At 47.7% G+C, this 20,894-nt stretch carries 23 protein-coding genes; all 23 read right to left on the bottom strand.

The window, feature by feature from the left end; translation table 11 throughout:
* Positions 1–49 precede the first annotated feature (49 nt).
* Positions 50–835 (bottom strand): ribonuclease HII, encoded by a 786-nt coding sequence (locus ACQCN2_RS09370; protein ID WP_426928625.1) that lies wholly within the window; start codon positions 833–835, stop codon positions 50–52.
* Between the two features lie 118 nt (positions 836–953).
* Positions 954–1,853: a ribosome biogenesis GTPase YlqF gene (ylqF, locus tag ACQCN2_RS09365; RefSeq protein WP_426928624.1), complete on the bottom strand. Its 900-nt coding sequence runs from the start codon at positions 1,851–1,853 to the stop codon at positions 954–956.
* Between the two features lie 37 nt (positions 1,854–1,890).
* Positions 1,891–2,466: a signal peptidase I gene (gene lepB / locus ACQCN2_RS09360; protein ID WP_426928623.1), complete on the bottom strand. Its 576-nt coding sequence runs from the start codon at positions 2,464–2,466 to the stop codon at positions 1,891–1,893.
* A gap of 328 nt (positions 2,467–2,794) precedes the next feature.
* Positions 2,795–3,142, bottom strand: a complete 348-nt coding sequence (gene rplS, locus ACQCN2_RS09355) for a 50S ribosomal protein L19 (RefSeq protein WP_426928622.1) — start codon at positions 3,140–3,142, stop codon at positions 2,795–2,797.
* 164 nt (positions 3,143–3,306) lie between these two features.
* Entirely contained in the window at positions 3,307–4,044 is a 738-nt protein-coding gene (gene trmD, locus ACQCN2_RS09350) for a tRNA (guanosine(37)-N1)-methyltransferase TrmD (RefSeq protein WP_426928621.1), read from the bottom strand.
* A gap of 10 nt (positions 4,045–4,054) precedes the next feature.
* Positions 4,055–4,573 (bottom strand): ribosome maturation factor RimM, encoded by a 519-nt coding sequence (gene rimM / locus ACQCN2_RS09345; RefSeq protein WP_426928620.1) that lies wholly within the window; start codon positions 4,571–4,573, stop codon positions 4,055–4,057.
* Complete coding sequence (locus ACQCN2_RS09340; RefSeq protein ID WP_426928619.1) at positions 4,570–4,989, bottom strand: YlqD family protein; 420 nt, start codon at positions 4,987–4,989, stop codon at positions 4,570–4,572. Before ACQCN2_RS09340 ends, rimM begins: the two co-directional genes overlap by 4 nt.
* Positions 4,990–5,378: 389 nt before the next feature.
* A complete protein-coding gene (locus ACQCN2_RS09335) occupies positions 5,379–5,606 on the bottom strand; it encodes a KH domain-containing protein (RefSeq protein WP_426928618.1) in 228 nt (75 codons plus the stop codon).
* A gap of 23 nt (positions 5,607–5,629) precedes the next feature.
* Positions 5,630–5,905, bottom strand: a complete 276-nt coding sequence (rpsP, locus tag ACQCN2_RS09330; RefSeq protein ID WP_426928617.1) for a 30S ribosomal protein S16 — start codon at positions 5,903–5,905, stop codon at positions 5,630–5,632.
* Positions 5,906–6,021: 116 nt separating this feature from the next.
* The gene (gene ffh, locus ACQCN2_RS09325) at positions 6,022–7,473 is read right to left on the bottom strand and encodes a signal recognition particle protein (protein ID WP_426928616.1); all 1,452 of its coding nucleotides are present in this window, start codon (positions 7,471–7,473) and stop codon (positions 6,022–6,024) included.
* Positions 7,474–7,484: 11 nt separating this feature from the next.
* On the bottom strand, positions 7,485–7,823 hold the full coding sequence (locus ACQCN2_RS09320; RefSeq protein ID WP_426928615.1) for a putative DNA-binding protein: 339 nt from the start codon (positions 7,821–7,823) through the stop codon (positions 7,485–7,487).
* A gap of 129 nt (positions 7,824–7,952) precedes the next feature.
* The gene (ftsY, locus tag ACQCN2_RS09315) at positions 7,953–8,954 is read right to left on the bottom strand and encodes a signal recognition particle-docking protein FtsY (protein ID WP_426928614.1); all 1,002 of its coding nucleotides are present in this window, start codon (positions 8,952–8,954) and stop codon (positions 7,953–7,955) included.
* A 33-nt stretch (positions 8,955–8,987) separates the two neighbouring features.
* Entirely contained in the window at positions 8,988–12,560 is a 3,573-nt protein-coding gene (gene smc, locus ACQCN2_RS09310; RefSeq protein WP_426928613.1) for a chromosome segregation protein SMC, read from the bottom strand.
* Positions 12,561–13,034: 474 nt separating this feature from the next.
* Positions 13,035–13,721 (bottom strand): ribonuclease III, encoded by a 687-nt coding sequence (gene rnc / locus ACQCN2_RS09305; RefSeq protein ID WP_426928612.1) that lies wholly within the window; start codon positions 13,719–13,721, stop codon positions 13,035–13,037.
* A gap of 58 nt (positions 13,722–13,779) precedes the next feature.
* Positions 13,780–15,024: a beta-ketoacyl-ACP synthase II gene (fabF, locus tag ACQCN2_RS09300; RefSeq protein ID WP_426928611.1), complete on the bottom strand. Its 1,245-nt coding sequence runs from the start codon at positions 15,022–15,024 to the stop codon at positions 13,780–13,782.
* Positions 15,025–15,175: 151 nt separating this feature from the next.
* Positions 15,176–15,409: an acyl carrier protein gene (gene acpP, locus ACQCN2_RS09295; protein ID WP_426928610.1), complete on the bottom strand. Its 234-nt coding sequence runs from the start codon at positions 15,407–15,409 to the stop codon at positions 15,176–15,178.
* A gap of 54 nt (positions 15,410–15,463) precedes the next feature.
* Positions 15,464–16,204 (bottom strand): 3-oxoacyl-[acyl-carrier-protein] reductase, encoded by a 741-nt coding sequence (fabG, locus tag ACQCN2_RS09290; protein WP_426928609.1) that lies wholly within the window; start codon positions 16,202–16,204, stop codon positions 15,464–15,466.
* Complete coding sequence (gene fabD, locus ACQCN2_RS09285; protein WP_426928608.1) at positions 16,198–17,148, bottom strand: ACP S-malonyltransferase; 951 nt, start codon at positions 17,146–17,148, stop codon at positions 16,198–16,200. The genes fabG and fabD overlap by 7 nt, the downstream gene beginning before the upstream one ends.
* Positions 17,149–17,197: 49 nt before the next feature.
* Positions 17,198–18,202 carry a beta-ketoacyl-ACP synthase III gene (locus tag ACQCN2_RS09280; RefSeq protein ID WP_426928607.1) on the bottom strand — a complete coding sequence of 335 codons (1,005 nt, stop codon included), beginning with the start codon at positions 18,200–18,202 and terminating at the stop codon, positions 17,198–17,200.
* A gap of 5 nt (positions 18,203–18,207) precedes the next feature.
* Positions 18,208–19,215, bottom strand: coding sequence for a phosphate acyltransferase PlsX (plsX, locus tag ACQCN2_RS09275; protein WP_426928606.1), 1,008 nt, complete (start codon positions 19,213–19,215; stop codon positions 18,208–18,210).
* A gap of 17 nt (positions 19,216–19,232) precedes the next feature.
* Complete coding sequence (gene fapR, locus ACQCN2_RS09270; RefSeq protein ID WP_426928605.1) at positions 19,233–19,820, bottom strand: transcription factor FapR; 588 nt, start codon at positions 19,818–19,820, stop codon at positions 19,233–19,235.
* Positions 19,821–19,977: 157 nt separating this feature from the next.
* A complete protein-coding gene (rpmF, locus tag ACQCN2_RS09265) occupies positions 19,978–20,148 on the bottom strand; it encodes a 50S ribosomal protein L32 (RefSeq protein WP_426928604.1) in 171 nt (56 codons plus the stop codon).
* Positions 20,149–20,328: 180 nt separating this feature from the next.
* Positions 20,329–20,844: a YceD family protein gene (locus tag ACQCN2_RS09260; RefSeq protein ID WP_426928603.1), complete on the bottom strand. Its 516-nt coding sequence runs from the start codon at positions 20,842–20,844 to the stop codon at positions 20,329–20,331.
* Positions 20,845–20,894 lie beyond the last annotated feature (50 nt).

Here is a 20,894-nt window from a genome sequence, read left to right as displayed (position 1 = left end):
TCTCACTCCTTACGTCTTTTTGTGTCGTGATTAATTGTGTCGTTCGCGTTTATCCGATTTGTTCTTCTTTTACCCCGCCAAATGTCATCCGATGAATCGGTGTCGGCCCCATAGAGCGTAACGCGGCAAGATGCTCCTGCGTACCATAACCCGCATTCTTGTCAAAACCATAGCCAGGATACAGATTGGCGTACTCTTCCATCATATTGTCTCGGGTCACCTTGGCAACAATGGAAGCCGCCGCGATGGAGATACTTTTTCCGTCACCACCAATGATCGGGATTTGCTCGTAAGACAGATTCGGGATATGTACAGCATCAATTAAACAGACATCTGGCGTGCAGCCAGTATTACTAACGGCTTGCACCATCGCCTCTCGAGTCGCTTCCAATATATTGATTTCATCGATTCGCTTAGCGTCAATGGTCCCGATCCCGACGAAAAGCGCATCACGCATAATGATTTCATAAAAAGCTTGTCTTGTTGTAAGTGGCACTTTTTTCGAATCATTTAGGCCGGGAAGATAAAAATTTGCCGGAAGGGCGACAGCGCATGCTACAACCGGTCCTGCCAGTGGTCCACGACCTACTTCATCAATCCCTAAGATGATGGTTTTTCCTTGATTTCTCAAGTTTTGTTCATAAATGCTCATCTCATGCCACATACGCTCTTGCTTCCTACGATGCTCTCGCTTCAATTGGATCTGCTTTAAAAGATCGACGACACCTTTACGCGTGTCGCAAGCGAGTGCTTCCTCGATTTCTTGTGGAAGCTGATCCTCGTATTCCGCAATGTATTCTTTTATTTTGGTTATCGGCATTTTTGCCCAATCCATCGATGTTTTCTCCTTCAATTCCATTCAATTTCATCCCGTTATGGGTCAGTCTAGAAAATAAAAAATCCGCCTACTCTTCATAGTAGACGGTTACAAGCAGCATCGCAAATTTTTTTATTTACTGTTCATCCCAGATGGAGGTTGGCTTGCCGATCGGATTCTCCATCTCCCAATCAATCGGACGTTCAAGCGAAATCATACCCAGCTTACCTGAGCGCAGTTCGCGCAAGAAAATTTCGGACGCCTTATCGTAATCGATTTGGCCGCCAGAGATCATGCAACCGCGCTTTTTACCCACGATTTCCAGCATTTCCACACCATCTTCGGGAAGAGTGTCTACTTTGAAACGGTCCTTTAATTGCTCAGGGTAGTAATGAAGCATGTAACGAGCAACGAACAGGGCTACCTCCCCAAAGTCAATCAGCTCATCCTTGATGGCTCCGCTTGCAGCCAAACGAAGGCCCACCATCTGATCCTCAAACTTCGGCCACAAAATCCCTGGCGTGTCCAAGAGCTCCAGCGTGTCGCCCATCTTCACCCATTGCTGCGATTTGGTTACGGCAGGGCGATCTCCCGTTTGGGCAACCGAACGCTTGGCCAGACGGTTGATCAAGGAAGATTTCCCTACGTTCGGAATTCCAAGGATCATTATTCGAATAGCGCGCGCCTGCATCCCGCGGTCCGCTCGTTTAGCAAGCATATCGGAAGCCAGCTCCTGACAGAATCCAGGCAATTTGTTAACTCCTTTACCGGATAGCGCATCAATCGGAAGCGTTCGGATCCCATACCCACGGAAATAGTTGATCCATTCGTCTGTTACTTTATCATCGGCTAGATCCGCTTTATTCAAGAGGATTAGTCTCGGTTTGTCTCCTACAATCTCATCAATCATCGGGTTGCGGCTGGATAACGGCAATCGTGAATCAAGCAGCTCGATGACCACGTCAATTTGCTTCAGCTTCTCCGTTACCTGCCGACGAGCCTTGGCCATATGACCAGGAAACCATTGTATTGTCATTATAATCACCTACTTCTTCAATCAAGCATAACCAAACTTATCGAGTCATCCGGATATGGCTGAACGGCCAGAACACGAATTCCGCGCGTCCAACGACGGTTTTTAAATCAACAGGCCCGATTTTTCGGCTATCGTGGCTGTTCTGACGGTTATCCCCCATGACATAGATATGACCTGAAGGAATTGTGATAAGCGGAACATCCTCTGTAAGCGGTTTGTTCGTTCCCATCTGTTCATTATTCCGCTTGTTTTCTTCACGGTTTTGCGCAAGATATGGCTCATCCACCGCTTTGCCGTTGATATAGAGAACGTCATTTTTCACTTCAACGGTGTCACCGGCAACGCCGATCACCCGTTTGATATAATCACGAGTCGGCTCGGCATGAAAGACGATAATATCTCCACGCTTAGGCTCTCCCGCGTAATAAATCGCCTTATTGACGACCAATTTTTCTTCATTATGTAGCGTGCTCTCCATCGATTGCCCTTCTACAATGAAAGGAGCAAAGATGAATGACCGAATGATAAAAGCAAGGGCGATTGCGATCGCTATTGCTTTGGTCCACTCCCAGACTTCATTCTTGCCTTTGCTGGAGGTAGTTGCTTCACTCATATGTATTATCCTCCTGCTCAATTCTTATCATACTAGAAAACTCGGCGATTGCAGAGCCTTTGGCGACAGCAGAGCCGTAGTTGTGACGCACAGGACGTGCTAATGTCGGCGTTTCAACAGGACGTTGAGCTTTTAGCCGACCACTTGTGTAGATAGGAATTTGATAAATTCCTATCTACGAAAATGAACCCCACCAGACTTGAGTTCTTCTTCGTCGGCAGGGGACCCACTATATCTTAGCTTCCACTATGATTAGCGGGGCGATACATTTTCATGTAAATTGGAAAAAAAGGAGGTCTGGAATCCAGGCCTCCTTTTTGTATTGTTCTTATCGACGGATTTCTTTGATACGAGCTGCTTTACCAACGCGATCACGCAGGTAGTAGAGCTTCGCACGACGAACACGTCCATGACGAACGATTTCGATTTTATCGATTTTCGGTGTGTGCAAGAGGAACGTACGCTCAACACCAACACTGTAAGAGATTTTACGAACAGTGAAGGTTTCGCTAACACCAGTACCACGACGGCGGATTACTACGCCTTCGAAAAGCTGGATACGTTCGCGCTGACCCTCGATAACTTTAACGTGTACACGTACAGTATCACCAGGTCTGAATGCAGGAAGGTCCTGTTTCAATTGTTCTTTTTCCAATTCGCGAATAACTTGATTCATTTCAAATTCCCTCCTTCCACCAGACGTTCTTACTCGCCCCAAAAATGTGGTTGTATAGATCAACCGTGCGAATAGCGGACCGCCTTACTCAGCGGGCAAAATTGCCACAAGAAATATATTACCACATCGGACAAGTGACTACAAGAGTTAATCTTAATAAAGAACTATTTATTTTGATTTTCTTCCTTTAATTCTTGTAAAAGCTTCCGAATCTCTTTGGTCATCTCGATTTGTTCCAGCAATTCAGGGCGCCGCTCCATCGTCCGTCGAAGAGATTCCTTTAGCCGCCAGCGCTCAATGTTGGCATGGTGTCCCGACAGCAAAATGTCTGGCACCTTCCATCCACGGAATTCGGCGGGACGGGTGTAATGTGGATGTTCTAACAGACCAGTGGAAAAGGAATCACTTACCGCAGACGTCTCATTACCCAAGGCTCCCGGCTGCAACCGAACAATACTGTCAATGACGACCATCGCCGCCAGTTCGCCGCCGGTCAGCACATAATCCCCGATAGAGATCTCGTCCGTTACGAGATGCTCTCGAATCCGCTCATCATAACCTTCATAATGCCCACAAACAAACACGAGGTGCTCTTCCTTTGCCAGCTCTTCGGCTTTTCTTTGGTTGTAGCGCTTCCCTTGTGGGCACATGAGAATCACACGCGGCTTGGCTTCCTCAGTCACGGCCTCTACCGCGTGAAAAAGCGGTTCGGGCTTCAAGACCATTCCACCTCCACCGCCATAAGGAGTATCATCTACCGTCCCATGCTTACTCTCGGAATACTCACGGAAGTTGGTTACCTGAAATTGCACAATGCCTTTATCTGCGGCTTTTCCCAGAATGCTGGAGCCAAGTACACCCGTAAACATCTCCGGGAAAAGTGTTAACACATCAATTCTCATGGGGGTCCTCCTACAGAAGTCCTTCAAGAATGTGGCAGACTACTCGCTTATTGACTACGTCCACTTCTTTAATGCAGTCATCGATAAAAGGCAGGAGAATTTCGCCTCGTTTACCCTTGACCACCCAGACATCGTTGGAACCTGGCTGCAGGATTTCCACGATTTTGCCCAAGTCTTCTCCTTCATCTGTAAAGACCTGACATCCTACCAGCTGATGGATGTAAAACTCATCGTCCTCTAGCTCAAGCAATTCGTCTTCACTGATTTTCAGCTCGCCGCCCTTGTATTTCTCGATATCGTTAATCGAGTCAAGACCTTCAAATTTCAGCAGCTCAAACTCTTTATGGCTGCGTCTGGAGGCAATCTTGACGGTTAATGGTTTATGTAAGGTTGGGTGAAATAAAAGCAGTTCATTGCCTACCGCGAAGCGCTCGTCCGCGAAATCAGTTGTCGACACAACCCGGACTTCTCCGCGCAATCCCTGTGTGTTTACTAATTTGCCTACTGTATAGTAATGTTTTTCTGTCAAGTACTCTTCCCTCCTCGACGTATGTCAATCACTACGCCGTCCTTTAATATGATTTCCGTTCCGTCCATAATATCTTCCCACGAGTCGCCAATTTGTACTTGTGTGCTGCTCTCCACCGTCGTATGAAATATTTCGCTGCCTTCTGGTAGGTTCTCCACTTGCTTGATCTGGAACTGTAGAATCTCCAATTTTTCTTTGCGGATTCGTTCTTCCCTGGAAATTCTTTCGACCATATATTTATAGGAGTCGCCTGTCTTCTTTTGGGCTTCACTTAACAGCTTGCGCCCCTGAAACTCCCACTGATCCAACTCATTGGACAGTTGCTTGATCTGGCGGTGATATTCCGCTAACAAGAGCTGTCTTGAGTTTTCCGTCAACACGATTTTCACTTGCACAGGACGATGAATAGTAATCATCACGATCCCCCCTATTGGCAGAACCCACTCCGGTCTGAATATCAGCACCTCTTAGCGGAGCGGAACATTACAAGCTTATGGATAGGATACGAAGAAAAGACTTCGTCCGTCTATGCTCTGTTTAAGCTCGCGTGTAGTATTGGTTGTCCGCTCCGTTCACTGCGGAAGGGAGTCGACAAGAAAATCACTTCGCTTCTCACTGACGTAAAGAATGCCGACTCTTTTCCTTCCTACGTTCTCTACGCTTGGTTTCGCTTAAAATGAGCGACGAGCGGTCGAAATCTTTTCTTGGTGGGCTTGCGCGAATGGATAAGATTACTTACTTTCCACTGTATAGCAATTAATCTTTCCGATATTACAAAAAAGACTGGGAAAGCTCCCAGCCTTTTTTATACGATTTCAACAGTAACGCGCTTGTCTGATTGTACAGCCGCTGCCGTTACTACGGTACGCAAAGCTTTGGCGATCCGCCCCTGCTTGCCAATGATTTTACCCATATCATCAGGATGTACGGATAATTCAAAGACAACGAGACGTTCCTTCTCCACTGCGTTAACCCGTACCTCTTCCGGATGATCTACAAGAGCCTTGGCGATCAATTCGACTAACTCTTTCATAGGTTACCCTCCGTAAGAGATGCTTACTTCTTGCCAAATTTGGCTTCGTGCACTTGCGTGAGAACGCCCACAGTAGAAAGCAAGTTACGAACTGTATCGGTTGGTGCTGCACCTTTCAAAATCCATTGTACAGCTTTCTCAGTGTCAATATTGACAACAGCCGGTTGAGCAACCGGATTGTAGAAACCGATTTCCTCGATGAAACGACCATCACGCGGGGAACGGGAATCAGCTACAACTACACGGTAGAAAGGAGCTTTCTTGGAACCCATACGCTTAAGACGAATTTTAACTGCCATGTTGTTCACCTCCTATAAAAATCAACGCATTCACGTTGGTATAGCTTATCTGAACTATCGCGAGTCCACAGAGCATCATAACACGTGGGCGATAAGAGTTCAACCATTGTTTGGTCTTACTTGAACGGATTGAACGGGAAGTTGAATCCGCCTTTTTTCTTCTCATCCATACCAGGCAGATTCGGCATGTTACCCAGATTCGGCATTTTGCCGCCCATCATAGGAAGATTAAAGCCACCTTTTTTGTTGCCTTTTTTCTTCATCTGTTTGGTCATACCGGAGAACTGCTTCATCATTTTCTTCATTTCTTCAAACTGCTTGATGAAACGGTTCACTTCCTGAACGGTTGTGCCGGATCCGCTTGCGATGCGGCGTCGACGGCTGGCATTGAGCAGATCAGGGTTGGAACGCTCCGCTTTAGTCATCGACTTGACGATGGCTTCCGTGCGGGCGATTTGTTTCTCATCCACCTTAAAATCCTTCATGCCCTTCATTTTGTTCATGCCTGGCAGCATTCCGAGCAGATCTTCGAACGGCCCCAGCTTGCGAAGCTGTGACATGGAGTCAAGGAACATGTCAAAGGTGAATTCCCCTTGACGCATCTGACGCTCCATCTCTTTGGCCTTCTCTTCATCCACGGCTTCCTGCGCCTTCTCAATCAGGCTGAGTACGTCGCCCATCCCTAAAATACGAGAGGACATACGGTCTGGATGGAATGGTTCCAACGCATCCAGCTTCTCACCCATACCAGCAAACTTGATTGGCTTGCCTGTAACGGCTTTAACAGAAAGGGCTGCCCCGCCTCGAGTATCGCCATCCAGCTTGGTCAGGATGACACCTGTCAGTTCAAGCTGATTGTTGAAGCTCTCAGCTACGTTGACGGCATCTTGACCGGTCATGGCATCGACGACGAGCAAAATCTCGTCAGGCTTGGCTACCTCGCGTACCTGCTTCAACTCGTCCATCAACGTCTCATCGATGTGAAGACGACCGGCGGTATCAATCAGGACATAATCGAGGTGATTCTCTTTCGCATGCTCGATCGCTTGTCTCGCAATCTCGACTGGACTTACCTGATCACCCAGACTAAACACGGGTGCATTCACTTGCTCGCCCAGTACCTGGAGCTGTTTGATCGCAGCTGGACGATAAATGTCACCAGCTACCAACAAAGGCTTACGATTTTGTTTTTGCAGATATTTGGCGAGTTTACCGGTAGTGGTAGTTTTACCAGCACCTTGCAAACCTACCATCATCACGACAGTTGGCGCTTTGGAGGCAACTGCGATATTCGCAACATTGCCGCCCATCAACTCGGTTAACTCCTCGTTGACGATTTTGATCACCATCTGTCCTGGTGTTAAGCTTTTCAATACTTCTTGACCTATCGCGCGCTCTTTCACACGGGCGACAAAGTCTTTTACTACCTTAAAGTTAACATCGGCTTCCAAGAGGGCGAGTCGAACTTCACGCATCGCCTCGTTGACCGCAGTTTCATCGATCTTTCCTCTGCCGCGCAACTTGTCAAAGGCACTCTGCAACCGATTTGCTAAACTTTCAAAGGCCATGTGAGCCCCTCCTAATCCATCTCAGACAGTTGGCGGAGCGACGTAAGCAGCTCCTCTTGGGAATCACTCGTATCCTGGCTTTCCACCAAGCTGATCATCCGATTGATTATCTCTTGACGTTGTTCATGTTTACGAGCAAGCCCTAGCTTTTCCTCGTATTCATACAACTGTTTCTCGGCTCGCTTGACGTGATCGTAAACCGCTTGGCGGCTCACTTCGTGCATCTCCGCAATTTCTCCGAGTGAGAGATCATCGAGATAATAGAGCTCCAGATATTCACGCTGCTTGCCCTTTAGGAGCATCGCGTAAAAGTCAAACAGGAGATTCACTTGATTGGTCTTCTCAAGCATGGAACCAATCCTTTACTTAGGGATCCTCGGTTGCCAACCTGTAAAGGCAATTCACTTTACAGAGCCAGATATAATACTATCTAATTCCCCGCCTACTGTCAAGTATTTTCGTTGACATAGTTTTTTTACTTATTCTGCTGGTTGTTCTTCCGCCTTTTCGATCAGTCCGGCAAAGAGCGCATGAACGAATTGTTCCGCATCAAAAGGCTGTAAATCGTCCATTTTTTCCCCTAAACCAACATATTTCACCGGGATGTGCAGTTCGTTGCGGATCGCGATGACAATCCCGCCTTTGGCTGTGCCATCCAGCTTGGTTAAGACAATTCCACTTACGCCAGCTGAGGAACCAAATGTTTTGGCTTGCGAGAGCGCGTTCTGACCAGTGGTTGCATCAAGAACAAGCAGTACTTCATGCGGTGCATCGGGAATTTCTTTTTGAAGGACACGATACACCTTGTTGAGCTCATCCATCAGGTGTGCTTTATTTTGCAGACGGCCTGCTGTATCAACGAGCAGGACATCGACTTGGCGGTTCTTGGCTTCTTGGACGGCATCATAGACAACAGCAGCCGGATCGGAGCCTTGTTCAAGCTTCACGACATCAACTCCTACGCGATCCCCCCAGACTTCCAGCTGTTCAATCGCAGCGGCACGGAAGGTGTCACCCGCAGCAAGCAGTACTTTCTTCCCATCTTGCTTGAACATGTGCGCCATTTTTCCGATCGTGGTGGTTTTTCCCACGCCGTTCACACCGACGAACAGGATCACGTTCAAACGGCCTTCTTTTACATTCAGGGATGTATCTTGGGCTTCGTCGTTTTTAAGCAGTCCGACTAATTTCTCTGAGAGGATCGGCTGCAAATCAAGGGCGTTCTCAATCTTATGCTTGCGTACTTCGCCGCGAAGCTCGTCAATTAACTCCATCACAGTAGATACGCCGACATCCGCAGCGATCAGGATTTCTTCCAATTCCTCAAAAAAGTTCTCATCCAGCTTCTTATAACGGCGAACCAGCGCTTCTACCTTCTCGACCAATACATCACGTGTTTTGGCCAAGCCTTCGGTAAACTTCTGGGTGACCTCTTCAGACTTTTGGAAAATCGCGTCTTTCAGCTTCTTAAAAAAGCTCATGCTTTACTTCCTCCTTAGTGGGTACTGTACCTTTTACGAAGCGCTCTCAATCATTTTCTTGGTATCCTCCAGTTTCACGGATACCAGCTTGGAGACTCCGCCCTCTTGCATGGTGATACCGTACAGTACGTCGGCACTCTCCATTGTGCCTTTGCGGTGGGTAACACATATAAATTGGGTTTGCTTGCTAAAATGATGCATATATTCGGCAAATCGGCTCACGTTGGCTTCATCCAAGGCGGCTTCGACCTCGTCTAGCACGCAGAATGGAACAGGCTTGACGCGAAGGATGGCAAAAAGCAAGGCCATCGCCGTAAAGGCGCGTTCCCCGCCTGATAAAAGGGCGAGATTCTGCAGTTTCTTCCCCGGGGGCTGTGCCACGATATCAATCCCGGTCTCCAGCAGATTCTCTGGATTGGACAGGACGAGATCGGCTCTGCCTCCACCAAACAACTGAACGAAAACATCCTGGAATTGTTCGCGAATCTCATCGAAGGTTTCTTTGAAACGACGGGACATCTCCTCGTCGATCTCTTGAATCACTTGATAAAGCATGGACTTCGCTTCGTTCAAGTCCGCTTCCTGATCGCTTAAAAAGTGCATCCGCTCTGACAATCTCTCATATTCTTCGATGGCGCCCAGGTTGACGGTTCCCAGTGCCGCGATTTCTTTTTTCAGCTTGTTCACAATTTGCTGCTGTTCGGCCATATCCGCTTGCGGAGGATATTTCTGTTTCGCCAGTTCATAGCTTAACTCATATTCCTCGGACAATTTATTTAGAAGATGATCCAGTTCCACGTCAAAGCGATTTTTCTTCACTTCTTCCTGATGCAGGATATCTTCCAAGCCTTTCACTTGTTTGCGGATTTCTTTTACCTCCAGCTCAATCTGCTCCTGGTTGGCAAACAGTGTGGCCCGCTCACCCCTGCGTTCTTGAATCAGGCCACTGACTCGATCCTTATCTTGGCGAAGCTCGGCGATTTTGGTATCCAGTTCACCGGTGGAGGATTCATTGGTCCCTTCCAGCTCGTCGTATGATAGGAGCGTACGGTTGGCCTCTTCCCATTCCTGCTTCAAGCTGGTGAGCTGCTCTGTCAAGCGCTTCACCTGTTCTTCGCGGGATTGATATTCCTGCTTCACCTGTGCAGCCTTTACCTTGAGCGAGGTGATCTTCTCGTTCATCTCTTCCTTGCTGGAAAGCTGTTCTTGACGCTTGGCTTCCGCAAATGTGATGGCCTGATTCAACTGCTGTTCTTCTTGGGTTAAAATCTGAAGCTTTTCATTAAGTTGGAGTTGCTTCGTCTGGGCATCTTGAATTTCTTTGGAGTGCCCCTCTAAATCCTGATTCGTCAGGAATAGGCGTTCATTCAGGGTCTTGCCTTCCGACTCCACTTGTTGAACAAGACCTTTGACCTCGATCTCCTTCAAGCGCAGATTCTCACCCTGCGTCCGCAGTTCCTCCTGACGAGATTCGATTGTCTGGTTCTCTTGCTGCAAGCGTTCGATCTGCTCACGTAACGTACTGATCGCTTGATCCACATCACGAAGGGTCGCTTCCAATTCTTCTGCCTGACGTCCCCGCCCTAACAGGTTGGAGGTATTCTTCTTCAAAGCCCCCCCTGTCATCGAACCGCCCGCGTTGACGATATCACCGTCAAGTGTTACGACGCGGTAGCGATAGCCGAGAGTTCTGGCTACCTGGTTGGCCTGTTCCAATGTCTGGGTCACAATAACCGTGCCGAGCATGGATTCTACGATCGCTTGGTACTTCTCGTCAAAATGAACAAGCTCGCTGGCAATTCCTACGACCCCATTCGCCTGCGCTAGCTGACGACGGTCTGAATCCTGTAGACTGCGAGATTTAATGACAGATAACGGTAGAAAAGTAGCTCGTCCCAGGTTGTTCTTCTTGAGAAACGCAATCGCTTCACGTCCGGCCGCTTCGTCGTCAACCACGACGTTCTGTAAAGCCCCGCCCAAGGCAACTTCTACCGCGGTTTCTACCTTCTCGGGAACCTTGATCAATTCGGCTACAGCTCCGTGAATGCCGTTCATCCCTTTGTCACGGGCTTTGAGGATTTCCTTGACTCCCTGCTGAAAACCGCTGAATTCGGCCTGCATCTCTTTGATCAGGTCAAGACGGGATTTGGCTGATTCTCGGCGCTGTTCTTCCTTCCGTAACGAAAGACGGGCCTGCTCGACCTTCTCCGCCTGATTTTTGGCAGCTTCTATTAATTCTTTATAGCTTGTAAGGGTCGCTTGTATACTCTCTTCAATTTGGCGTAATTCCTGGCTGTACTGTTCCAGCTTGGCAAGACGCTGCGCTTCCTCTTGATCTAGCTTGCTTTTCTCTTGGCTTAGACGGTCAATTCTCGCTTGATTGGTTTGAGTCAGCTGCTGCTGATGACGGATCTCATTGCGCAGATTAGCCATCTCGTTCAGCTTCTCAAAATAATCACTCTTCAATTGATCCACATCATCTGTAGCTAATTGAATCAATTCGGCATACTGAACGCCGGTTTCGTCTAATAAAGCCTGTACCTCGTCCAAATTCTGCTTCGCTTCCGCTTGCCGCCTCAACTCTTCTTGAAGCTGTGCCTCGACTGCGTGTTGTTTTTCACTTAAGCGATGCAACTGTTCCATCGTTTGTTGACGATTGGCTACCAGGTTGCGCTGACGCTCACGCAAAACCTCGCGTTGACCTTCAACCTTCTCGGTCTCTTCACTGACGGTCAACAAAATCTGTTGCAGCTCTTCAATCGACTGATCGATCTGATTAACCTTATATTTCGCTTGCTCCAGATCAGCTTCGCGCGTACTTGCTTGCGTGGTAAGCTGGATGAGCTCCTGCTGCAAGCGATCCACTCGCTGATTCGCTTCCTCCCATTTCTCATGGGTAGCTTCAATCTGTTGGACATAAAGAGCGACCTCGTGAGTTCTCAGTTGCTTGCTGAACTCTTGGTACGCTTTGGCCTTTTCAGCTTGTTCTTTTAGCGGTCCGACCTGTTCGTTTATTTCACTGACGATATCATGAATACGAACCAGATTTTGTTCAGTTTCATCCAATTTCTTCTCGGCTTCTCGTTTGCGGCTCTTATACTTGACAATCCCGGCCGCTTCCTCAAATATTCCACGTCGATCTTCAGCCTTCGTACTGAGAATCTCCTCAATGCGTCCTTGACCGATGATCGAATACGCCTCTTTCCCTACACCTGTGTCCATAAACAGTTCCATAATATCTTTCAGACGGCAGGAACGCTTGTTTATGTAATATTCACTATCGCCAGAACGATATACTCTTCTGGTAACGGTCACTTCCGAATACTCAAGATCAAGGGAACGGTCGGTGTTGTCCAAAGTAAGCGAAACCTCAGCATAATTCACCGGCTTGCGCGTATCACTCCCGGCGAAGATAATATCCTCCATTTTGGTTCCGCGAAGTGATTTGGCGCTTTGTTCCCCCAAAACCCAGCGTATCGCATCTGAGACGTTACTTTTTCCGCTGCCATTAGGTCCGACAACAGCCGTTACGCCTGGGACGAACTCTAGCTCGGTACGATCGGCAAAGGATTTGAATCCAACGATTTCCAACCGTTTCAGATACATACGTACATCCTCCTTCATCAAACCCCACCCTGATTAGGGGTTGTTTCTAACCTTTCCAAGCGGGTTTTGAGCATCTATCTCACAACAACATTCTCTTCTATGTAGTTGAAGCATAACTGTCTTATTCTATCATAGAATCTTCTGCCTGTAACGGGAGAAAAGACTTCGTCCCTTTCGCTCTGTTTAAGCTCACATGTAGCATCTTCTGTCCGCTCCGATCACTACGGAAGGGAGTCGACAAGAAAATCACTTAGTTTCTCAGTCTGATGTAAAGAATGCCGACTCTTTTCCTTCCTCCGCTCCCTGCGCTGGATCTCGCTTAAAATGAGACTCAAGCGGACGAAGTCTTTTCTCAGCGGGCGTACGCGAATGGAAAGAAAGTTAAAACACTTATATACCAAGTCTTTTAACTTTCTATTATTATGACAAAAGCCGCATCCACCAAAAACTGGCGATACGGCTTTCGTTACGATCTTATTTGGCACCCAACTTAATTAACGCTCTGGCAGCTGCTTTTTGTTCCGCTTCCTTCTTGGAGCGACCAATACCGACACCTAATTGCTGATTATTCAATAGAACCTCGGATACAAACTCACGATTGTGGGCCGGGCCTTTCTCTTGAATAATCCGGTATTGAATCTCGCCAAGATTATCTTGTTGTACGTATTCCTGCAATTGACTTTTGAAGTCTGTTACTTGCGTAAACTCTCCTTTGTCTATGCGCGGATTCACGTATTTCTCCATGAAATTAAATACGGCATCAAGGCCTTGATCAATGTACAAGGCACCAATGAAAGCTTCGAACACATCCGCTAAAAGGGCAGGGCGCTGTCTTCCGCCAGTTAGTTCTTCGCCTTTTCCCAAAAGAACAATGTCTCCAAAATTAAGCAACTCGGCGAACTTGACCAACGACGGCTCACACACGATTGCAGCACGCAGCTTGGTCATCTCTCCTTCGCTCATTTTGGGGAATGTCTTAAAAAGGAACTTGGATACCGTTAACTCGAGAACGGCATCCCCCAAAAACTCCAGGCGTTCGTTGTCTTGGATTTTTTTGCCCTTTTGTTCGTTAACATAAGATGAATGGGTGAATGCTTGCCGCAAAACGCTCTCATCGTGAAAGCGAATGCCGATTTCTTGTTGCAGCCGTTCAAAATCCATCACCTTCACCACCATTCCAACGCATCCCTTTGCTTAATTCCCCAATCATTACGATGGGTTATTCAGATTTATAGCGTTTCATAACGATGGATGCATTATGTCCACCGAAGCCAAACGTATTGGAGAGTGCTACATCAACCGAAGCTTTGCGCGCCACATTTGGAACGTAGTCCAAATCGCACTCAGGGTCCGGATTATCCAAGTTAATGGTTGGCGGCAAAATTTGATCGCGAAGCGCGTAAGCTACCGCAATCGCTTCAATTCCACCAGTTGCTCCAAGCAAGTGACCTGTCATCGACTTGGTTGAACTCACCGCTAGTTTGTATGCGTGATCTCCGAAAACCGTTTTGATGGCCATCGTCTCAGCGATGTCCCCTTGACCTGTAGAAGTGCCGTGAGCATTGACGTAGCCTACCTCGTTCGGATCAATTTCAGCGTCTTTGAGCGCGTTTTTCATACAACGTGCAGCACCTTCGCCACCAGGAGATGGAGCCGTGATATGATGGGCATCTGCGCTCATCCCATAACCGACGACCTCTGCGATGATGTTGGCACCACGCTTCTTGGCATGTTCAAGCTCTTCTAAGACAAGTACCCCGGAACCTTCACCCATTACGAAACCATCGCGGTCACGGTCAAATGGACGGCTTGCTTTTTGTGGTTCGTCATTACGAGTAGACATGGCTTTCATCGAACAAAAACCAGCCATTGCCATTGGAGTAATCGTTGCCTCTGTGCCACCTGTAACCATCACGTCAGCGTGACCGTGCTGAATGAGCTTGAACGCATCCCCAATCGCATTCGTACCTGTCGCACAGGCCGTAATCGCACTGGAAGTAGGTCCCTTGGCACCAAGCGCGATGGATACCTGACCAGAAGCCATATTCCCAATCATCATCGGAATAAAGAACGGGCTTACACGGCGTGGACCCTTCTCCAATAACACAGTATGCTGTTCTTCCCACGTGCTTAAACCACCGATACCAGACCCGATGTACACGCCGATATGCTCAGCATTCTCATCTGTTATAGCTAAGTTTGCATCCTTAACGGCCATTTTCGCTGCCGCCATGGCAAATTGAACAAATCGATCATTGCGTTTGACTTCTTTTTTATCAATAAACTCTTCCGGATTAAAGTCCTTAACTTCTGCTGCAATTTGTGTAGGATATTCGGAAGTATCAAATGCTTTTACCTTGTCAACACCGGATTTCCCTTCCAAAAGACTGTTCCAGAATGTCGTCGCATCGTTACCTACAGGCGAGATAACACCTACGCCGGTGACTACCACTCTGCGTTTCATCACGACTCACCTCTATATTCATGATCAGCTTTTCGCTTGTTATTCACATTTTCAAAAAAAAAAAAAAATAATTGGGGGTTCACCTGTTCATTGACAGGAGTTAGTGAAGGAGAAGTCCCGCTTATCACGGGACTTCAAACTTATGGATAATTTACTTGTGGGACTCTATGTATTTTACTACTTCACCCACAGTAGTGATTTTTTCTGCATCTTCATCAGAAATCTCCATATCGAACTCGTCTTCGAGTTCCATCACTAATTCCACGATATCCAGGGAGTCAGCGCCCAAATCTTCTTTGAAAGAAGCCTCAAGCACGATCTTGGACTCGTCTACACCAAGACGGTCAACGATGATCTTTTTCACAGTTTCCATAATATCAGCCATTCTACGTCACCCCCTCTCCCAGTATTATAAGGGATTTCTTATGCAAACACCAGTTTACATGTACATGCCACCATCAACATGCAATGTTTGACCTGTCATGTAGCTGGCCGCATCAGAAGCCAAGAAGAGTACCACTTGGGCAATATCATCGGCTTTACCCAATTTGCCAAGCGGGATTTGGCTCATCAGACCGCTTCTTACATCCTCCGGCAATTTCGCTGTCATATCCGTTTCAATAAAGCCAGGCGCAACGGCGTTGACTGTAATATTGCGGGAAGCAAGCTCACGGGCAGTCGTCTTGGTAAGCCCAATGACACCCGCCTTCGCGGCTACGTAATTGGCTTGACCTGCATTGCCCATTACACCAACCACAGACGTGATGTTAATGATCGAGCCAGAACGCTGCTTCATCATTGGACGAGTTGCCGCCTTGATACAGTTAAACACACCTTTGAGGTTGATGTCGATAACTTCATCCCATTCTTCTTCTTTCATTCGCATAATCAGGTTGTCCCGAGTAATTCCGGCGTTGTTTACCAGAATGTCGATTTGTCCAAACTGATCCAGTACTTCCTTGAACATGTTGTTGACTTCATCCGCATTGCCTACATTTGCGCGCACCATGATGGCTTCACGACCCAATTCCTTGATCGCTGCTACCGTCTCCGCTGCCGCTCCTTCACTGCCCGCATAGTTAACAACCACATTGGCGCCCGCTTGCGCAAGGCGAAGGGCGATCGCCCGCCCGATTCCGCGGGAAGCTCCTGTGACAAGCGCTACTTTACCGTTTAGCATAAAACTCCTCCGTTCAAAAGCTCCTCAAGAGATTCCATGTCTTGTACAGCGAAGATTTGCGTCTCTTTTGGCGCGATCTTTTTAATCAGGCCTGCCAGAACTTTTCCTGGGCCGATTTCAATAAACGTGGTGACTCCCTGCTCTACCATGTACAAAACAGAATCTTCCCAAAGAACCGGAGAAGCTACTTGCTTGATCAGGCTTTGCTGGATATCCGCTGACGATGTAACTGTTCTTGCGCTCACATTGGCGACAACCGCAATCTTGGCATCGTGGATTTCGACTCCATCCAGTACGCCAGCCAACTTGTCAGCCGCTGGAGCCATCAAGGAGGAGTGGAATGGTCCGCTTACGTTCAGTGGGAGGACGCGCTTCGCCCCTGCTTCTTTGGCTTTTTCGCCAGCTACTTTTACCCCTTCCGCACTTCCGGAAATTACGATTTGACCAGGAGAATTCAAGTTGGCCAACTGTACAGGGGTTCCCTGTGCGCTTACTTCCTCGCATACTTGATGCAACTGATCACGCTCCATGCCAAGAACCGCTGCCATAGCACCTTGACCCGCAGGCACTGCCTCTTCCATAAACTGACCTCTTGCGCGGACTGTTTTTACGGCATCCTCAAATGACAAAGCAGAAGCCGCTACCAAAGCGGAATATTCGCCAAGACTATGACCTGCCGCAAAATCCGCATTCAACTCCGGATGTTTTTCTTTAATGGCTTCAAGCACGGCCACGCTCATGGTCAGAATCGCTGGCTGTGTATTAGCTGTCAAACGCAATTCTTCTTCCGGTCCCTCGAAACAAATTTGAGACAAGGGAAATCCAAGCGCTTGGTCCGCTTTTTCAAAAATAGCTTTTGCCGCTTCCGATTGTTGGATGAGCTCCTTGCCCATGCCCACGAATTGGGAACCTTGACCTGGGAACACCAAGGCGATTTTACTCATATAGGTCCATCTCCTTCTGACAGTACGTCTATACTAGTTAGAGCAAGATTTAAGCTTCTTTGCTTCCCCATTTACATAGAGCCGCTCCCCATGTAAGTCCTCCACCAAATCCAACCAGAACGACGTTATCTCCTTCTTTGACACGTCCTTCTTGCACCGCTTCATCCAATGCGACTGGAATAGAGGCGGAAGACATGTTGCCATAGCGATCTACGTTAATCGCGACCTTATCCTCAGATAAGCCAAAACGTTTAATAGCCGCATCGATAATCCGCAGATTGGCTTGATGTGGCACAAGCAAGCCGATTTCTTCTTTCTCCACTCCAGCTTTATCCAAAACCGCTTCTGTCGCAGAATTCATCACACGAACCGCAAACTTGAACACTTCGCTTCCGGTCATCTGAATATAGTGAAGATTGCTTTCTACTGTTTCATGAGTTGCTGGTTTGCGTGAGCCTCCAGCTTGTTGAGATAACAAATTTCCGCCCGAACCATCAGCCCCAAGTTCGAACGCTTTAAAGCCAAATTCATCTGCGACTGGCCCAAGGATTGCCGCTCCGGCACCGTCTCCGAACAACACGCAAGTATTGCGATCTTCGTAGTTGGTGATTTTGGAGAGAACTTCTACGCCAATCACCAAGATGTATTTATACATTCCTGTAGAGATAAACTGAGATGCGGTCGTTATCCCGTACAAAAATCCTGTACATGCTGCGGAGACATCAAGCGCGCTTGCTTTGGTCGCACCCAGTTTCTCTTGAAGAATGCAGGCAGTTGACGGAAACATCGTATCCGGTGTTACAGTCGCCACGATGATCATGTCCAGCTGTTCCGCGCTTAAATTCGCTTTCGCGAGCGCTTTGACCGCCGCCTCGTAAGCGAGATCAGATGCCGCTTGGTCAGGAGCACTGATACGGCGTTCACGAATTCCTGTTCGAGTAACGATCCATTCATCCGATGTTTCGACCATTTTCTCAAGATCAGCGTTGGTTAAAACTTTTTCAGGTGTATAAGAGCCAGTAGCCAAAATTCCTACAGAACGTAGTCCATTCATGACTTTCACTCACTTTCCGTTTGAGTTGTCCATTTCACTTCTTGCAGAATCAAATCGTTCACGCCTAGTTTAGCAAAACGAGCCGCCGCCAATACCGCATTCTTAATTGCCCGAGCATCAGAAGAGCCATGCGCCTTGATGACTGGTTGGCGTAATCCGAGGAGCGGCGCCCCGCCATATTCGGCATAATCCATCCGATTTTTGAATCGAACGAGACTTGGCTTCAAGATCGCGGCAGCTACTTTATTCAAGAAACTAGAAGTCATTTCCTTCTTCAACTGAGAGAAAATGGTAGATGCAGCACCTTCGATCGATTTCAACAGGACGTTGCCAGAGAATCCATCACAGACAAGGACATCGCATACGCCCTCCATTACGTCTCTCGCCTCGAAGTTGCCGATAAAGTTGATACTCGCATCCTTCAACAAGGGAAATGCCGCCTTGGAAAGCTCGTTCCCCTTGGCTTCTTCCGTCCCAACATTCAAAAGTCCTACGCGTGGAGCCGATTTTCCCAGCACCTTTTCCACGTACAAACTACCCATGATCGCATATTGCAAGAGATGTACAGGCTTGGCATCCATATTGGCTCCGACGTCAAGAACTAGCGTGACACTTCCATGTATATTGGGGATCAGGGCGGCCAACGCCGGGCGTTCAATACCCTCGATCCTTCCTGTTATCAAAAGTCCAGCGGTCATCAACGCGCCGGTATTTCCGGCAGAGATGGCCGCATCAACTTCCTGTTTGCGCGCCATGTCAGCACATACAACCATCGATGAATCTTTTTTACGGCGAACGGCCCGAACCGGTTCATCATCTGCTTCAATTACTTCGGATGCATGGCGGATTTCCAGACCTGCCGGGAGCTTCTCTGGCAGATGCTCCTTAATCGCTTCTTCATTCCCGACCAGAACAACGGTTAACGACGAATCTGACGACAGGGCCGCCAGTGCACCCTCCACATTGCTTCGTGGAGCATGATCTCCACCCATTGCATCAATCGCGATACGCAATGAACTTCCTCCTCATCTTACATGCCGCTTTCTTCAGCCAGAAAACGTTGCCTAAATACGCGAAACGTAGCTGTAAACACCGTTTCACCTTGAACATTCGTTTCTACTCTAACACGGCTCTCGTCACCATTGTGTGAACGAACCACAGCTTTGGCGACCAGCTTCTCCCCCAGTTTAACCGGACGAATAAATCGAATGCGCGCCGTCGCGGTAAGCGCAATATCAGCGTCAATCACAGCAACAGCGAGAGAATTGGCTTGAGCGAATATGTAGTGTCCCCGAGCGATCTGTGTACGATTAAAGACATGTTCTTCCCTGATTTCCAAGACGGAGATCGCTTGCGAATCCAGCTGTAAATCGACCACATCTCCAATGACTTCATCAATCCCTAAGGATTTCACGGGGTCCAGGCTTTTTTCAGCCACTGTTTTAATTCTTTCCCGAAGTTCAGGAATTCCTAATTCCAAACGATCGAGTCGGATGGTTTGAATACTGACGCGAAACTTTCCAGCCAGCTCTTCATCTGTTGCAAAGGGGCTGTCTTGCAAGGACTGGATCAGCCGAGTTTGACGTTCTTTTTTCGGTAACCGTGTAATAATGGACACCCCCAGCACAATGACTTATTTCTCTATTCGCAACTGGTTGAGATCAGTTTTTAGCACCTGGTACTAAATTTCAGTATAAAGCATCCTTATGATTATTTCAAGCATCGACAGAAAATGAAAAAAGCAGAGTGACGGATCACCCTGCTTCTCTTATTCCTTACTTCGCAACTTTTTCGCCTTTGTAAGTTCCGCAGCTGGAGCAAACGCGGTGAGCAAGTTTGTACTCGCCACAATTATCGCATTTGATCATGCCTGGAATCTCTAATTTGAAGTGCGTACGACGCATTCTTTTACGAGTTTTGGAAGTTCTCCGTTGAGGTACCGCCATCTTCCTTACACCTCCTTCAACTGATGATGTCTCAAGTATTTCTTACACCCTCTATTGAAGCACTCTTTTATGTAAAAGAGAAGCATATCCAGAGGTGATGGTATATGGATGGATTAACCATCCGTTCAAAAATGAAGCTTGCATCATTAGATTGTAAGCCACATTCTGAAAACCTGTCAATCATTTCTCGTTTTTGAAGAAATCAGCTAGTCCAGCTAAACGTGGATCAATTCGCTGATTGTTGCAGGAACACTGTTGCTCGTTCCAGTTAACCCCACAAGTCGGGCATAGCCCCTTGCAATCCTCTTCACAAAACGGAATGATAGGTAAGGCGAGCAAAAAATCTTCTTGCAGAATCGGATCAAGCTCAATCTCATCTCCTTCAACGGGATGGATGTCGCTCTCTTCGTCGTATTCCACATCTGAATCTGGTGAGGCAAAAGTTTCCGAAAACGGAACTGTCATATGCTCTTGGAAAGGCTTGAGACAACGGGCGCAAACAAAGTTCACGTCAGCGTCCATCTTGCCATTCACATAGTACAATCCGCCAAGCAACATCGCTTCGCCTTGCGCGTTTACATCAGACATGCCGCGAACCTCTTGATGACGACTTTTGAGCTCATCTGCTTCAAGGGTTGTCTGAAACGGGAGTGGCTCACCTTTGCGATGTTCTAAATCAGTAAGTTTAATATTCATAAAGATCACCTCATGCACAACAAGGATGATTATATCGGTATTGAAATCCT

It is taken from the genome of Brevibacillus ginsengisoli (assembly GCF_050113715.1).
Taxonomy (GTDB): domain Bacteria; phylum Bacillota; class Bacilli; order Brevibacillales; family Brevibacillaceae; genus Brevibacillus_H; species Brevibacillus_H ginsengisoli.
The sequence above is the reverse complement of the archived record's forward strand: the minus strand, read 5'-3'. Positions and strand labels throughout refer to the sequence as shown.

Coding starts and splice junctions, on each gene's coding strand:
- acpP (WP_426928610.1), bottom strand. CDS start 15,409: ATGGCTGATATTATGGAAACTGTGAAAAAGATCATCGTTGACCGTCTT.
- fabF (WP_426928611.1), bottom strand. CDS start 15,024: ATGAAACGCAGAGTGGTAGTCACCGGCGTAGGTGTTATCTCGCCTGTA.
- ACQCN2_RS09260 (WP_426928603.1), bottom strand. CDS start 20,844: ATGAATATTAAACTTACTGATTTAGAACATCGCAAAGGTGAGCCACTC.
- ffh (WP_426928616.1), bottom strand. CDS start 7,473: ATGGCCTTTGAAAGTTTAGCAAATCGGTTGCAGAGTGCCTTTGACAAG.
- ACQCN2_RS09340 (WP_426928619.1), bottom strand. CDS start 4,989: ATGATTACTATTCATCGTCCTGTGCAAGTGAAAATCGTGTTGACGGAA.
- ftsY (WP_426928614.1), bottom strand. CDS start 8,954: ATGAGCTTTTTTAAGAAGCTGAAAGACGCGATTTTCCAAAAGTCTGAA.
- ACQCN2_RS09280 (WP_426928607.1), bottom strand. CDS start 18,202: ATGAATGGACTACGTTCTGTAGGAATTTTGGCTACTGGCTCTTATACA.
- fabG (WP_426928609.1), bottom strand. CDS start 16,204: ATGCTAAACGGTAAAGTAGCGCTTGTCACAGGAGCTTCCCGCGGAATC.
- rplS (WP_426928622.1), bottom strand. CDS start 3,142: ATGAATCAAGTTATTCGCGAATTGGAAAAAGAACAATTGAAACAGGAC.
- rpmF (WP_426928604.1), bottom strand. CDS start 20,148: ATGGCGGTACCTCAACGGAGAACTTCCAAAACTCGTAAAAGAATGCGT.
- rnc (WP_426928612.1), bottom strand. CDS start 13,721: ATGGATTTTGAACGGCTGCAACAAGAAATCGGCATTCGCTTTCACGAT.
- ACQCN2_RS09320 (WP_426928615.1), bottom strand. CDS start 7,823: ATGCTTGAGAAGACCAATCAAGTGAATCTCCTGTTTGACTTTTACGCG.
- rpsP (WP_426928617.1), bottom strand. CDS start 5,905: ATGGCAGTTAAAATTCGTCTTAAGCGTATGGGTTCCAAGAAAGCTCCT.
- smc (WP_426928613.1), bottom strand. CDS start 12,560: ATGTATCTGAAACGGTTGGAAATCGTTGGATTCAAATCCTTTGCCGAT.
- ylqF (WP_426928624.1), bottom strand. CDS start 1,853: ATGACAATACAATGGTTTCCTGGTCATATGGCCAAGGCTCGTCGGCAG.
- lepB (WP_426928623.1), bottom strand. CDS start 2,466: ATGAGTGAAGCAACTACCTCCAGCAAAGGCAAGAATGAAGTCTGGGAG.
- trmD (WP_426928621.1), bottom strand. CDS start 4,044: ATGAGAATTGATGTGTTAACACTTTTCCCGGAGATGTTTACGGGTGTA.
- ACQCN2_RS09370 (WP_426928625.1), bottom strand. CDS start 835: ATGGATTGGGCAAAAATGCCGATAACCAAAATAAAAGAATACATTGCG.
- ACQCN2_RS09335 (WP_426928618.1), bottom strand. CDS start 5,606: ATGAAAGAGTTAGTCGAATTGATCGCCAAGGCTCTTGTAGATCATCCG.
- fabD (WP_426928608.1), bottom strand. CDS start 17,148: ATGAGTAAAATCGCCTTGGTGTTCCCAGGTCAAGGTTCCCAATTCGTG.